A 13,829-nucleotide genomic window follows, 5' to 3' on the forward strand; every position below is an offset into this window, starting at 1 on the left:
GAGAGCGACCGACGGAGACGTGGGGACGTACCGACGGAGACGTGGAGGCGTTCGCGGGGTGGAGCGGCATTTACGCGCTGGTGTACTCTTGGAGAACCTGACCCGCACGCTGTCCGCACAGACCCGGGATCCGTCCTCCTCGTGATCCGGAGTCCACGTGATCCGGAGTCCACGTGATATAGAGTCTCACGTAATACAGAGTCCACGCGAACCGAACCCTCCCCGGTGAGTCGACTCGCCGGTCGCGGCGAGCGCCGGTGAAGACCGCCGGAGTGCCGCCACCGTCGCGAAACGGTCTACTAGGGCCCTCGGTAGCCTAGAAGACGCTAGAGGTGTATTCGAAAGATTGGGGTAACCTTCTTCGGATACGAGTGACAGCGTCATTTCGTGTGGAGCGGACCGGAGAGGAATCGTACTGGAGAGAACCGACGGTATCGTCCCTTTATCGCCGTTTGGTGGGAGAATCGTCGATGGGGAGAGCGGTCGGGAAACGGTGAAACCCCCCATCCCCTTCGTTTCGAGTCGAACGTGAGCGAGAGAGGGAGGGGGGTAGCGAGAGCCGCGATCGTCCCTAGACGAGGAAACACTTATTACAATAAAGAACAAACAGTATCCGCACTGCGAACAAAAGCGTTATTCGTTGTTGGTTTACTAGAATTAGAGAGTGAATCTAGAGAGACGTTTCTAGTCCTAGTGAGTTTAACGTCTCGTTTAGTCCGTCGTTCTGACGAATCCACCCGATCCGCCGACCCCCTCCCCACCCTCGCGGGCCGCTCCAGTGGAAACGAAGGGGTGGGGGTCTTCGTACCACCGTCTGTCTCGTGGTATCATGCCTCTCGTAGTACGGAGCGTCGCACGACGGTGAACGCGTCACCACGGGAGTCGTCGCGTTGGGAGTCGTCGCTCTTCTATCACGTCCACGGGCAGCTGACCGCGTCACTCGGATACGTCCCACTCCCTCCCACGTCTCCGCCTTCCTCTTTCTCACTCTCCCCTTCACCCCCCTCTTGACCTCCCCTCTTGACCTCCCCTCTTCACCTCTCCTCTTCTCCGCTGTTCCCGCTCGGCCACTCCTGCTCGGCGGATTCCGTTCCCGCTCCGTCGTTCCGCCGGTCCCTCCGACTCCCAAACTCTTGACAGGTGTCTGACGCACCCTTAAGTACATCGGGTCTGGTATACCGGGTAGACGCGCCCCCGTGTGGGGTCGTGGGAGGACACAATACGGATGGGACTGCTCACCGACCTCAGGGATAGCATCTCGCGAGCCACCTCTCGACTCTTCGCGGGACCGGGACAGGAACCGAAACGCATCGGCATCTACGGTCCGCCGAACGCCGGTAAAACCACGTTAGCAAACCGCATAGCTCGCGACTGGACCGGGGACGCCGTCGGTCCGGAGAGTCACGTTCCACACGAAACGCGCCGCGCCCGGCGCAAGGAGAACGTCGAGATCAAGCGCAACGGCAAGACCGTCACGATCGACATCGTCGACACGCCGGGCGTGACGACGAAGGTCGACTACAAGGAGTTCCTCGAACACGACATGGAGAAGGAGGACGCCGTCCGCCGGTCACGGGAGGCCACCGAGGGCGTCGCGGAGGCCATGCACTGGCTCCGGGAGGACGTCGACGGCGTCATCTACGTGCTCGACAGCGCCGAGGACCCGTTCACGCAGGTCAATACGATGCTCATCGGTATCATCGAGAGCCGCGACCTGCCCGTGCTCATCTTCGCGAACAAGATCGATCTGGAGGAGTCGAGCGTCCAGCGCATCTCGAACGCCTTCCCACAGCACGAGACCGTCCCGCTGTCGGCGCTCGAGGGCGACAACATGGACGAGGTCTACGACAAAATCGCGGAGTACTTCGCCTGATACCATGCCCGAATACACCACCTCCGACGGCGAAGGCGTCCAGATCGACCTCATCAGCGGCGAGCGGATGTCGAAGCTCCGCACCATGGAGAAGATCCGACTCATCCTCGACGGCGTCCACAAGGGGAACATCGTCATCCTCGAGGACGGGCTCTCGCCGGACGAGGAGTCGAAGCTCATCGAGGTGACGATGAGCGAGATCAGTCCCGACGAGTTCACCGGCATCGAGATCGAGACCTATCCGCGACCGAGCGGCAACGACAGCGGCTTCTTCGGACGGCTGATGGGGCGCGGCTCCGACGGCGGGAACAAGCTGACCGTCATCGGTCCGGCGAACCGCATCGAGACGCTCCACAAGGACGAGAACCTCATCAGCGCGCTCGTCACCCGGAAATAATGCCCCACCAGTGTACCGACTGCGGCCACGTGTTCGCCGACGGGTCGAAGGAGATGCTGTCGGGCTGCCCCGAGTGCGGCGGGACGAAGTTCCAGTTCCACCCGAAGGGGAGCCCCGTCTCCGAGACGCCGTCGGACGCGACGCCGCCCGAACCGGAGGCGGGTGGCGTCGCGGAGACGGTCGGACGCGCGACCACGACCGTCCGCGGCTGGGTGCACGGACGGGACGCGCCCGACGCCTCCGGTTCGCTCGATCCCTCCGACCCGCATGGCCCCTCCGACACGTCCGGTACCTCCGACGCATCCGGTACCTCCGACGCATCCGGTACCTCCGACGCATCCGGTACCTCCGACGCATCCGACGCGTCCGACGCACCCGTGTCCTCCGGCGGCCTCCCCGACCCGGATGCCCCCAGCGCCCCCTCGTCTTCGACTGGAACGGCCGACCAGTCAGAAGCGGGTAACCTCCCGAATTCGGTCGTGGAGGACGCGGCTCAGGCCTCCGCCCGTCGAGAGATCGCATCGCCGGAGGAACTCCCCGACCCCGGTCGCGACGCCGGTCCGCACGCGCGGGACGTCGACGCCGAACCGCCGAACGAGGGCCGCGTGGTGCGCGAACCCACCGGCGAGCGCCCCGACCTCTCCGAACTCCGGGAGGAACTCAACGAGCAGTTCGAGAGCATCAAGATCCTCGAACCCGGGCAGTACGAACTCAACCTCATGGAACTGTACGACCGCGACGAGTACATCATCGCCCTCCAGGAGAACGGACGGTACGTCATCCAGATGCCCGAGAACTGGATCGGTCGGGACGACGAGTGAGGGCGTCCGGACGCCTGAAGGGCTATCCCACCGCAGTACGTCGATTTTCCAGTGGAAACGAAGGGGTTTTTCAGAACGCGAAACCGCAACCTTCTTCCGTCTTTCGTCGCCCGGTCGCCCGGGCGTAACCCAACAGAACTTAATCGTCCGTGTACGAACCGGGAGGTATGAGTGACGCAACCAAGATCGTGCTCGGGACTGTCCTCGTCTCGGGGCTGCTGGCGTTCGTGTCGGTCCTGACGCTCGTCCTGTGACGCTGATTCAACACCTACCAAGCGATGTTCTCTCGACGTGACCTGCCCGACGATCTCGCGTCGGTCCGCGAGACGCACGTCCCGGGCGCGCTCGTCCTCGATTGCGAGGCCGACTTCGAGACCCTCCCGCCCGCGCAGGCGGAGGAACTCGGCCTCCTCGTCGATTCGCTCGACCCGGTGAGCTATCCGGAGGAGTGGCTCCCGCCGGACGCGCCGGCCCAGCTGCGCGCCTACGCCGGTCGGGACTTCACGGTCGGGATGCCCGGCGACGGCGGCGTGACGTGGACGCGCCAGACCGCCCCGCCGACCGTCCTCGTGAAGGCCCGAACGGAGGGATCGCCCGGGGACTTCGTGGACTTCCTCGTCGGCGAGGCGCTGGTCGAGGCGGGACTCGGCCTCCCGGAACACTTCCTCGGGTTCTTCGAGGAGCGGTACCGGGAGTTCGCCGCCGCCGTCGATCCCTCCGGCGCGAGCGCTCCCGCCGATGCGACCGCTTCCGACGCTTCGTCCGGTCGCACCGCCGGTCTCTCCCCCGCGGACACCTACCAGCTCGCGGTCGCCCTCTACGACGCCTACCTCGGGCTTCACACCCGCGAGGCGTTCCGCGGCTGGGCGTCCGACCGCCCGCGCCTCCACGCGGCGTGGGCGGACGCCGGCCAGCGACTCCAGCCTCGCCTCTCCGGGCTCTCCCGGGAAGTGGCGACCGATCGCACCGACTTCGCCACCGCCGCGGAACTCGCCTGCGCCGGCCTCAAGCACGACCTCGACCTGCCGACGCCGTTCGGCGCGCTCGACACGGAGGCGTACCGCGAGTACGGGGCGGACTACGCCGTCACGTGGGCGCGAAAGACGTTCGAGAAACTGCGCGAATGAGGGCGCAAGCCCGGGCGACTTCGCTCGGGTAAGCCCGGACGACTTCGCTCGGGCGTTGTGCGGTCCTGTCGCACATCCACCGCTGTTTTCTTACGTCCCGCGGACCTATCGCCGGTGATGGCGAACCTCGAACTCTACGAACTCGAAGGCTGCCCGTACTGCGCGAAGGTCAAGCGCAAGCTCGACGAACTCGGACTCGAGTACGAATCGCACATGGTCCCGCGGTCGCACGCCGAGCGCACCGAGGTTGAGGAAGTGAGCGGACAGACCGGCGTTCCGGTCCTCGTCGACGAGGAGCACGGCGTCGAGGGGATGGCCGAGTCCGACGACATCGTGGCGTACCTCGAGGAGACCTACGGCCAGGGCGCGGACGGGGACGCGAGCGCGAGCGCCTGAATCGAACGAACGCCCCGCATCGACCGTTCGAACGCCCAACGCCGATCGTTCTCCGACCGAATCCGGCTCCGTCCTTCGCGGGAATACGGGATCCCCTCGTGAGCTACGGCGTCGCCGCCTCGTAGCTCACTCGGAGGTACGGTCGTAGCTCACTCGGAGGTACGGTCGTAGCTCATCCGGAGATACGGCCGGAGGGCGTAGGCGTCCGCCGCACCGACCGGGACGGTCACCCAGTCCTCGACGCGGCGGCCGTGCACCTCGAACGACGCGACGGGGTGGCGCACCCGGAGGTGTTCGCGCTCCTCCGTCGAGAGTCGCGTCAGGACGATCCCCCGATTCGAGACGAGCGCGAAGGGTTCCCCATCGACGTAGTAGGACGGACAGTCGAAGGTGACGGCGCGCTCGACGCCCGGCCACGGGAGGACGGTTCGTTCGACCGCGTCGCGAAGCGGGCCCTTCGCCCGCTCGTCGAAGTACCCACCCGCGGCGTGACCGCTTGCACCGTAGCTACTCGATGTCGTCATGCGAGTCGGCAGCACACGTGCGTAGATAAAGCAGTCGGTCGCGTCAACGGCCACCGGTCGCGTCACCGGTCGCGTCACCGGTCGCTTCGATCGAAGCGCCGCGCCGTTCGCACCCTCACGCCGGTTCCTCGACGTCCTCTCTGCGTTCGCGCAGGAGGTCGCGGAGGTCCTCGGCGTCGTCGATCCGCTCGACCTCCTCGCGTTCGATGAGGACGGTCCGATCGACGCGCTCGCGCTTCGCGCGGTCGACGACGTAGAACGACTGGGTGCGGGTCACCTCGCCGACGGAACTCATGATCCGGGCGCGCTTCTCGGCGGTGCGGTCGAACTCGGAGTGCCCGGTGAGCAGGGCCTCGCGGCGCTCGTCGTCCTCGCTGACCGCCTTGAACGGCGAGCGGAGCGTGGGGTGGACGTCGAACCCGACGCGCGTGAGCACCGCGACGAGGGGCTTGTCGTCCGGGCCCGCCTCGGGGTCCTCCGGGGTCGAGTCGCCGTCCCGGTGCTCCTCGGTCTCGAAGACGTCGACGGGATGGGTGAGCGGCGCGTCGAACAGTTCTTCGAGGCGGACGGCGACCTCGACGCTCGCGTTCATGCCGTCCTCGTACTTCGAGACGGTCCGGCGCGAGACGCCGAGTTCCGTGGCGAGCCGTCCCAGGCTCCAGTCGCGCTGTTTGCGCGCGTCGGCGAGGACGTCGCCGTCGATGCTCACGTAGAGCCCGCCCGGCGCGGCGTAGATGAGCGGCGGGACGTCCTCGACGAAGAAGTCCATCGCCGTGTCCGGCGAGAGGACGGGCACGCCGTGTCGGAAGTAGACGACGCCCGGTTTGAGGTCCTCGTCGCGGGTTCGGAGGCCGATGACCATGGGCGTCGCGTCGAGGTACGTGCCGAGCCGACGCATCTCCGCGCCGGTCGCGCCGTCGAACGAGTCGATGTTCCCCAGGATCTTCACGAGGATGACGTCGTCGCCGCGTCGGGCGGCGAGGTCGAAGCTCTTCGGGCGTACGGCACACCGGTCGCTCACGAGGAACCCCGCGTCGGCGAGCATCGCCGTCACGTTGCCGACCAGTGCAGACCGTGACATACCTGGTCATAAGCCTTTGACCGAATATATATATTGTGCCACTCACCGCGTCGCGTCACGCCGATTCGCGGTCCCTGAACCGGGAGTTACCGCCGTGAACCGGGAGTTACCGCCGTGAACCGGGAGTTACCGACCGGACGCGCGTGCGAAAGTGGTTAATCGATCCCTGTCTGATCGTTTCACGTGACGATCGTCGGACTCGACGACACGGACTCCCGCGAGCACGGCATGTGCACCACGTACGTCGCCGCCCTGATCGCGGACCTGCTCCGCGACCGCGGGCGCGTCGAGCGCCTGCTACTGGTCCGACTCAACCCCGCGGTCGAGCACAAGACCCGCGGCAACGCCGCCCTCGCGATCCACACCGACGTTTCGTCCGACGTCGCCTTCGAGGTCGCCCGGGACGCCATCGAGACCCACGCCGCGACCGACGACGAGCGGACCAACCCCGGCCTGGTCGTCATCCCCGGCGGTCCCGACGATCCGAGCGCCTCCGACGGCCCGAACGCCCCCGACGATTCGAGCGCCCTCGACGATTCGAGCGCCCTCGACGACTTCGGCGCGAGCGCCGGCGTCCACGACGCGCTCGCCGCCTTCGCCCGCTCTGCGGTCCGTGAGCACCTCACGATCGCCGACGCCGAGGCGCTCGTCGAACACGCCGGCTACCGGAGCGCGGCGTGGGGCGACGGTCGCGGGCGCATCGGCGCGCTCGCCGCCGCGGGCGCGTGGGCGGCGTGGCCCCCGTCGTCGTCCCACACCTCTCCCGGCGACTGGACCTACGAGTGCATCTCCTACCGCGAGCGGGAGCGCTGGGGGACGCCGCGCGAGGTCGACCGCGACTCCGTCTTCGCGGCCGCCGAGGCCGAGTACCCCGCGGTCTGGGACACCGTCGACCGCGGCGAGGGTGAGACGGTCTGCGTCCCCCACACCCCCTGTCCGATCCTCCACGGCATCCGCGGCGACGACCGCGGGGCGGTCGAGCGCGTCGCCCGCGCGATCGAGGGCGAACCCGTCGCCCGCCGCGATACCTTCCTGACCAACCAGGGGACCGACGCCCACCTCGCCCCGGGGACGGTCGACGGCGTCCTCGACGGCCGCGCCTACCGGCTCTCGGGGACGGTCTCGACCCCCCCGGAGACGCGACAGGGCGGGCACGTCTTCTTCGACTTCGCCGATCCCGACGGGGAGTACGAGATCCGGTGCGCCGCGTTCGAACCCACCAAGCGCTTCCGCGACCGCGTCCGCGCGCTCCGCCCGGGCGACCGCATCACCGCCTGCGGGGAGGTCGCGGACGGCACCCTCAAACTGGAGAAGTTCGCGGTCCGCGACCTCGTCGCGACCGAGCGCGTCGCGCCCACGTGTCCGGACTGCGGGCGGACGATGAAGAGCGCCGGCCGCGACCAGGGCTACCGCTGTCGGGACTGCGGGACCGCGGCGGCGGGGAAGGTCGAACGGGGGATCGAGCGCGACCTCGAATCGGGCTGGTACGAGGTGCCGCCGTGCGCCCGCCGGCACATCGCCAAGCCGCTCGTCCGCGGCGGGTTCGACGCGCCGACGCACCCCGAGCGGTAGTCACGGTAGTCCCCCCGCTCACGTATCCCCCCGCTCACGTATCCCCCTCCCGTTCCGCTGACTCGAACAGCTCCGGTGCGACGTCGAGCGAGGCGTGCTGTCGCCGTTCGCGCGACTCGTCGGGGGTCATCGTCAGTCGTCCGAGGTGGTCGGCGCGCCGTCGACCGCCGACCGTGCGGGCGTCGAGTCGTCGGCGAACGGGTACCACGACCCCTTGGCGTCGTACATCGCCGGGTCCTCGTAGTCCGTCTCCTCCGGTTCGCAGAACGCCGTCAGCGCCTCCTCGTCGGTCGCCGCGACCCACTCGCGGAAGGACTCCCCGTCGCTCCGCTCTGCGACGAACGCCTCGATCAGGTTCCGCAGCGCGCCCGGCACCTCGTCCGCGGGGACGCGCTGGCGGATCCACGTCACGAAGCCCGGTTCCTCGCCCATCCCACCGCCGACGCCGACGTCGAGCGCCTCGACGAGTTCGCCGTCCTTCCGCCCGCGCATCCCCAGCAGGCCGATGTCGGCGGTGTGGGCGTGTCCGCAGTCGGCCGTACAGCCCGAGAAGTGGACGTGGAGGTGCTCCACGTCCGGCGGGAGGTCGACGTTCGCGTTCAGCCACCGGAGCAACCGGGCGAGGCGCGTCTTCGTCTCCGTGAGCGCGAGCGAGCAGAACTCCGTCCCCGTGCAGGCCATCCCGCCGCGCTGGAACGGCGTCGGCTCCGCCGGGTAGCGCTCCAGGAGCGGCTCGGCGAGCAGGTCGGCCACGTTCGACTCGGGGACGTCCACGAGAAGGGGGTTCTGCCGCCGGGTGAGCCGGATCTCGCCGGAGCCGTACGCCTCCGCGAGGTCGGCGAGCGCCAGCGCGTCGCGCGCCGGGAGCCGTCCGACGGGGACGGTCAGACCCACGAAGTAGTCGCCGTCGCGCTGCTGGTTCACCCCTACGAGGTCCGCGTCGCCGGTTCCCGATCCGGCGTTGTACTCGTACCGCTCGCGGAAGTCCTCGCCCGCCGGGCGGAGGTCGAAGTCGACGTACTCCGCGTCGAGCAGGTCGCGGATCCGGTCCGTGCCCCACTCGTCGACGAGGAAGCGGGTTCGGTTGCGCGCGCGGCGCTGGCGGTCGCCGTGATCGCGGTAGAGCCGTACGAACCCGCGGACGACCTCGTAGGCCTCCTCGGGGGTGACGAAGACGTCGAGCGGCCGGGCGACCCGGGGTTGCTTCCCCCCGAGCCCGCCGCCGACGCGGACGTTGTAGCCGATCACCGCCTCGCCGTCTACCTCCTGCCGCGCCGGTTCGAGGCCGACGTCGTTGATCGCGTCCTGGGCCGAGCCGTCGGGGACCCCGCTCACGCCGATGTTGAACTTCCGGGGGAGGTTCGACAGGGCGTCGTCCCCGCGGAGGTCGGTCGACAGGCGCTCGAGGAGCGGCCGGGTGTCGATCACCTCGCGGGCGTCCTTCCCGGCGACGGGGCTGCCCGTGATGTTGCGCATCGCGTCCCCACCGGAGGAGCGGGTGCTCACGCCGACGGCCTCGAGCTTCTTCCAGATCGCGGGGACGTCCGCAAGCCTGATCCAGTGGAGCTGGATCGACTGGCGGCTGGTGAGGTCGATCCACCCGTTGCCGAACTCGGGGTTGGCGACCGGCCCGACGGCGTAGTCGCGGGCCACCTCCGCGACGGCCGTCAGCTGCCCGGGGCGCAGGACGCCGTCGGCGTTCGCGATCCGCATCATGAAGTAGCCCTCCTGGCCGCTCCGCTGGTGGAACAGTCCCCAGAACTTGAAGCGGCTGAACCAGGCGTCCCGCTCGTCCTCGGGGACGGACTCGAACCCCTCCTCCGCGAACGCGAGGATCCGGTCGCGCACCGCGTCGCCGTAGCACTCGTCCTTCCACGCCTCCTTCTTATGCGCCACTGCCGCTCACCTCACAAAGACGTACGTCTACTTTGTCGGCTGATTTTTTCATGTACATTCTTCGTTTCACTCTAAGTCGGATGATCGTGGAGCACAATAGGATAAAAGCGTAATCGTTGAAAATATCTAAAAACGCCGCGTCGGGCGGAACGAGCGTCTAATCTGAGTAGGTGTATAGGCGATATAAGGGGGTTCTTTGTCGAAAAACGGCGGAGGATACGGAACGCAACTGTCCCATCGTCAAATTGTCGTCGGCCGCTCCCACCGCCTCGCGCCGTCCCGTCGCGCGCGAGTTCGCCCCGCTCGTGGCTCCTGTCCCGCGTTCGCGGAAGAATTCGGAGGAGGGTGACGGGCGTCGAGTCGCCTCAGTCGTCGCTCTCGTCCGCGCGCTCCGGGGAGGACGCGGGGTCGAACGGTCCGGCGGCGTGCGCCCGACGGGCGACGACTGGCCGCGCGATCCACGCGTTCAGGAGGACGATGGGGACCACTAGGGCGGCCACGGCGGCGTACCCGGCGTGGACGCTCCCGAGGGTCGTCGCGGCGGAGGCGAACACGAGGGGGAAGCCGATCCCGCCGAACGTGCCGATCCCGCCGACGAGCCCGGCGGCCGTCCCCGTCCGCTCGGGGAACATCGCCGGGACCTGCGCGAACACCGCGCCCTCGGCGAACGCACAGGACGCGCCGACGAGCACGCCCGCGGCGACGGTGAGCGTCACGCTCCCCGTCTCGCCCGCGAGCGTCAGTCCGAACAGGCTGACCACCACGCACGAGAGGCAGACGACGGTCCACTGCTCCCGCGGGCGACCGGCGAACACGGGGAGGACGTCGCGCTCCTCGCGCACGAGCCGGTCGCTGACGTACCCGCCGATCGGCCGAAGGAGTCCCGCGGCGAGCGAGAAGGTCGCCGCGAAGGTACTCGCGACCACGAGCCCCGAGCCGAAGCCCTCGCGGAAGTACGTCGGGAGCCAGCCGTTCATCGAAATCTCGAGCCCGAAGCTCATCACGTAGGCCAGCGAGAGACCGAGGACGCCGTAGCGGGTGGCGACGTGGAGCCACTCTCTGAGGGACGCCCGCTCGCTCGCCTCGCGTGCCCGCGCCTCGCTTTCTGCGTCCTCACCCAGCAGGACGTAGACGACCGCCATCGCCATCGCCGCGACGCCCGTGACGAGGAACGCGCTCCGCCAGTCGGTCCCGAACAGCCGCGGGAGCAGGAGCGCCCCTCCGGCGGCCCCCGCGTTCCCGACGCCGGCGTAGACGCCCTCGGCGGTCCCCAGTTGCTCCTCGGGGAACCACTGGGCGACGTGCTGGATGCCGACGACGAACGTGACGCCCGCCGAGGCGACGACCAGTCGCGAGAGGAAGAACGCGACGTAGGAGTCGGCGAACGCGCTGACGACGCTGAACGCGCCGACGTACGCGAGCACCGCGGCGAACACCTTCGGCGCGCCGAACCGATCGGAGAGCCAGCCGGTCACGATCCGGCCCGGCGGCGCGCTCCAGATGGCGGCGCTCGCGAGCAGTCCGAGGTCCCACGTCGTGAGCCCGAACTCCTCGCCGATGGGGCCAGTGAACGGGGCGAACGAGAACCAGATCAGGAAGGAGAGGTTGAACGCGGCGGTCGCGAGCAGGAGCGTCCGCCACTTCGTCATCCGGACGAGCCCCACTCAGCTCACCTCCGGGAGCGCGACGCCCCGCGACCGCTCGGGCGCGACCAGCCTGACGGCGCACTGCTTGTAGTTCGGCTCTCGTGACAGCGGATCGACCGCCGGGAGCGTGAGTCGGTTGGCGAGCGGGTGGTGGATCGGCACCCAGACCACCCCCTCCGGGACGCCCTGGTCGGGGACGAGGCGGGCGGGGACCGCCCCCCGGCGCGACTGGAGCGTCGCGGTCGGCCCGTCCCCGCCGCGCTCGATCCCCGACCGGTGGCGCTCGACCGTCGCCGGGTGGACGCGCGCGACCAGCGCCCCGCGATCCCCCGGCCCGGCGCGCGAGCGGACCCCCGTGTTGTACGCCTCGGCCGTCCGCGCCGTCGTGAGCGTGAGCGGGTACGCTTCGTCGGTCGGTTCCGCGGGGTCGGCGGCGACCTGCGCCCCGAAGCGCGCCAGGCCGTCGGCCGTCGGGAACGACCAGCCATCGCCGTCGCGGTAGCGGTAGCCGCCGACCGAGTCGGCGTCGGGCGCGGGCCAGCGGACGGCGCGCTCGGCGTCGAGTCGCTCGTACGTGATCCCCGAGCAGTCGGCGTTCGTCCCCGCGGTGAGCGCGGCGAACTCGGCGAACGTCGCCGTGGCCGACGGCGGCGCGTCCGGGAACAGGCCGGGAGCGACGCCGTTCCCGATCGCCGCGATCAGGTCCAGGTCGCTCCTGACCCCCGAGGGCGTCCCGGTCACGGGGCGCACCCGCGAGACCGTCCGCTCCATGTTCATCGCCGTCCCCGAGGACTCGCCCCACGTCGCGGCCGGGAGGACGACGTCGGCGCACTCGACGGTCTCGGTGCGGAACGCGTCCTGGACGACGAGGAACGCCTCGTCCAGCCGCGATGCGGCCCGGTCCGCGTCGGGCAGGCTGGCGACGGGGTTCGTCGCCACCGTCCAGACGGCCTCGACCTCGCTCCCTACGCGGTCGACGATCCCGACCGGCCCCGGACCGGCGTCGTCCGGGAGGCGCGCCTCGGGGACCCCCCAGGTCGCCGCGACCGCCGCTCGCGCCGCCGGGTCGTCGAACGGTCGGTGGCCCGGCCAGGTACCCTTCGAAGAGCAGACGCGCGTCCCCATCGAGTTGGCCTGCCCGGTGAGCGAGAACGGCCCGCGCCCCGGTCCGAGGTTCCCCGTGGCGAGACAGAGGTCGATCAGCGCCCGCGCCGTCGCGGTCCCGTTCGCGCTCTGGTTGACGCCCATCCCCCAGTAGAGCAGCGTCCGACGGTCGAGCAGCGCCGCGAGTCGGCGGACCGTCCCGGCCGGGACGCCCGCCGCGGCCGCCCCCGCCTCGACGGTCGGCAACCGAGCGCGCAGGGCCTCGAACCCGGTCGTCGCCTCGCGCACGAACGCCTCGTCGATCCCGTCGCGTTCGACGGCGGCGGCGAGCACGGCGCGGACGAGCGCCAGGTCGGCACCCGGCTTCGGTCGGACGTGGAGGTCCGCGCGCGCCGCGGTCCGCGTCTCGACGGGATCGACGACGACGAGGTCGCCGTCGGCCGCGCTATCCTCGATCCAGCGAAAGAGCACCGGGTGCGCGACCGCCGGGTTCGCCCCCCAGATCACGTGCACGTCGGCCAGCGGGACGTCGTCGTACGTCGGCGGGGGCGCGTCGCTCCCGAACGCGTCGTAGTAGGCCCGGACCGCGCTGGCCATGCAGAGCGTCGTGTTGGCGTCGTAGTTGCGCGTCCCGACGCCGCCGCGGGCGACCTTCCCCAGGGCGTACGCCGCCTCGTTGGTCTGCTGGCCGCTCCCGAGGACCGCCACGCCGTTCGGGTCCCGCTCGGTGATCGCCCGGAAGCGAGCGATCACCGCCCCGAGTGCGACGTCCCAGGTCGTCGGAACTAGCTCGCCGCTGCGCCTGATCAACGGGCGGGTAAGCCACTCGCCGTCGGGGTCGGCCGACTCGCTCGTCCCCCGCCGACAGGCCAGCCCGCGATTGACGGGGTGGGCCGGGTCGCCGCGCACCGCGTCGACGCCGTACCCGATCGCCGCGCCCTGCTGGACGTGCCCGCACCCGACGGCGCAGCGCATGCACGTCGTCGGGACCTGTTCGCTCATCGGCGCACCACCGCGGGACGCGATCGAGGTGGACGAACGTCCGCGAATCTCGAATCTCGGTCGTGTTTCATTGGTACTCGACGTAAAAAGTTGATACAGTACTGATTTATAGTCTCAACTGTTTATGAATGTCTCTTTGTGTGCGACATCGGCAGACGAACGGCCAAAAACACAACGTGTATTACGCGACTAAGGGAATTTTTCGTCCAATTCCGAGGCGGACACCCCTCGAAAAACTGGACGAAATACATTCCCGTCGGTCGGCGATCGACGCGGCGGTAGGGAGGTCGATCGCCCGACCGCGCGCCGGCGATCCGCACCGTCCTCTCACCGTTCGACCACCGCGTCCCTCCCGCGGCGAGGTGGGTCTGGGGGTCCGATTGACCGTCC

At 69.2% G+C, this 13,829-nt stretch carries 12 protein-coding genes; 7 read left to right on the top strand and 5 right to left on the bottom strand.

Features of this window, described 5'->3' with window-relative positions:
• Positions 1 to 1,225: 1,225 nt before the first annotated feature.
• The 6 genes from NKI68_RS09705 to NKI68_RS09725 all read left to right on the top strand — a co-directional run bounded on the left by NKI68_RS09705 (position 1,226) and on the right by NKI68_RS09725 (position 4,614).
• Positions 1,226 to 1,873, top strand: coding sequence for an Era-like GTP-binding protein (locus NKI68_RS09705; RefSeq protein ID WP_254542853.1), 648 nt, complete (start codon positions 1,226 to 1,228; stop codon positions 1,871 to 1,873).
• A 4-nt stretch (positions 1,874 to 1,877) separates the two neighbouring features.
• On the top strand, positions 1,878 to 2,270 hold the full coding sequence (locus tag NKI68_RS09710) for a DUF2073 domain-containing protein (protein ID WP_254542854.1): 393 nt from the start codon (positions 1,878 to 1,880) through the stop codon (positions 2,268 to 2,270).
• Positions 2,270 to 3,091, top strand: a complete 822-nt coding sequence (locus NKI68_RS09715) for a Zn-ribbon domain-containing protein (protein WP_254542855.1) — start codon at positions 2,270 to 2,272, stop codon at positions 3,089 to 3,091. The genes NKI68_RS09710 and NKI68_RS09715 overlap by 1 nt, the downstream gene beginning before the upstream one ends.
• Before the next feature lie 167 nt (positions 3,092 to 3,258).
• Positions 3,259 to 3,345, top strand: a complete 87-nt coding sequence (locus tag NKI68_RS23940; protein WP_438267801.1) for a hypothetical protein — start codon at positions 3,259 to 3,261, stop codon at positions 3,343 to 3,345.
• A gap of 24 nt (positions 3,346 to 3,369) precedes the next feature.
• Positions 3,370 to 4,218 carry a DUF7089 family protein gene (locus NKI68_RS09720; RefSeq protein WP_254542856.1) on the top strand — a complete coding sequence of 283 codons (849 nt, stop codon included), beginning with the start codon at positions 3,370 to 3,372 and terminating at the stop codon, positions 4,216 to 4,218.
• 117 nt (positions 4,219 to 4,335) lie between these two features.
• The gene (locus NKI68_RS09725) at positions 4,336 to 4,614 is read left to right on the top strand and encodes a glutathione S-transferase N-terminal domain-containing protein (protein WP_254542857.1); all 279 of its coding nucleotides are present in this window, start codon (positions 4,336 to 4,338) and stop codon (positions 4,612 to 4,614) included.
• Positions 4,615 to 4,763: 149 nt separating this feature from the next.
• On the opposite strand, the gene NKI68_RS09730 is transcribed toward NKI68_RS09725, so the two are convergent.
• Both NKI68_RS09730 and NKI68_RS09735 read right to left on the bottom strand, forming a co-directional pair.
• Positions 4,764 to 5,138: a hypothetical protein gene (locus tag NKI68_RS09730; RefSeq protein WP_254542858.1), complete on the bottom strand. Its 375-nt coding sequence runs from the start codon at positions 5,136 to 5,138 to the stop codon at positions 4,764 to 4,766.
• A gap of 115 nt (positions 5,139 to 5,253) precedes the next feature.
• A complete protein-coding gene (locus tag NKI68_RS09735; protein ID WP_254542859.1) occupies positions 5,254 to 6,219 on the bottom strand; it encodes a transcriptional regulator in 966 nt (321 codons plus the stop codon).
• Positions 6,220 to 6,402: 183 nt separating this feature from the next.
• Between NKI68_RS09735 and NKI68_RS09740 the strand changes: the two genes are divergently transcribed.
• Positions 6,403 to 7,791: a tRNA(Ile)(2)-agmatinylcytidine synthase gene (locus tag NKI68_RS09740; protein ID WP_254542860.1), complete on the top strand. Its 1,389-nt coding sequence runs from the start codon at positions 6,403 to 6,405 to the stop codon at positions 7,789 to 7,791.
• 132 nt (positions 7,792 to 7,923) lie between these two features.
• Here NKI68_RS09740 and NKI68_RS09745 read toward each other — a convergent pair whose 3' ends face one another.
• The 3 genes from NKI68_RS09745 to nasA form a co-directional block, all read right to left on the bottom strand.
• Complete coding sequence (locus NKI68_RS09745; protein WP_254542861.1) at positions 7,924 to 9,687, bottom strand: nitrite/sulfite reductase; 1,764 nt, start codon at positions 9,685 to 9,687, stop codon at positions 7,924 to 7,926.
• A gap of 365 nt (positions 9,688 to 10,052) precedes the next feature.
• Positions 10,053 to 11,336: an MFS transporter gene (locus NKI68_RS09750; RefSeq protein WP_368410944.1), complete on the bottom strand. Its 1,284-nt coding sequence runs from the start codon at positions 11,334 to 11,336 to the stop codon at positions 10,053 to 10,055.
• Positions 11,337 to 11,351: 15 nt separating this feature from the next.
• Positions 11,352 to 13,439, bottom strand: coding sequence for an assimilatory nitrate reductase NasA (gene nasA / locus NKI68_RS09755; RefSeq protein ID WP_254542863.1), 2,088 nt, complete (start codon positions 13,437 to 13,439; stop codon positions 11,352 to 11,354).
• Positions 13,440 to 13,829 lie beyond the last annotated feature (390 nt).

The sequence above is a fragment of the Halomarina pelagica genome, assembly GCF_024228315.1.
Classification (GTDB): Archaea; Halobacteriota; Halobacteria; order Halobacteriales; family Haloarculaceae; genus Halomarina; species Halomarina pelagica.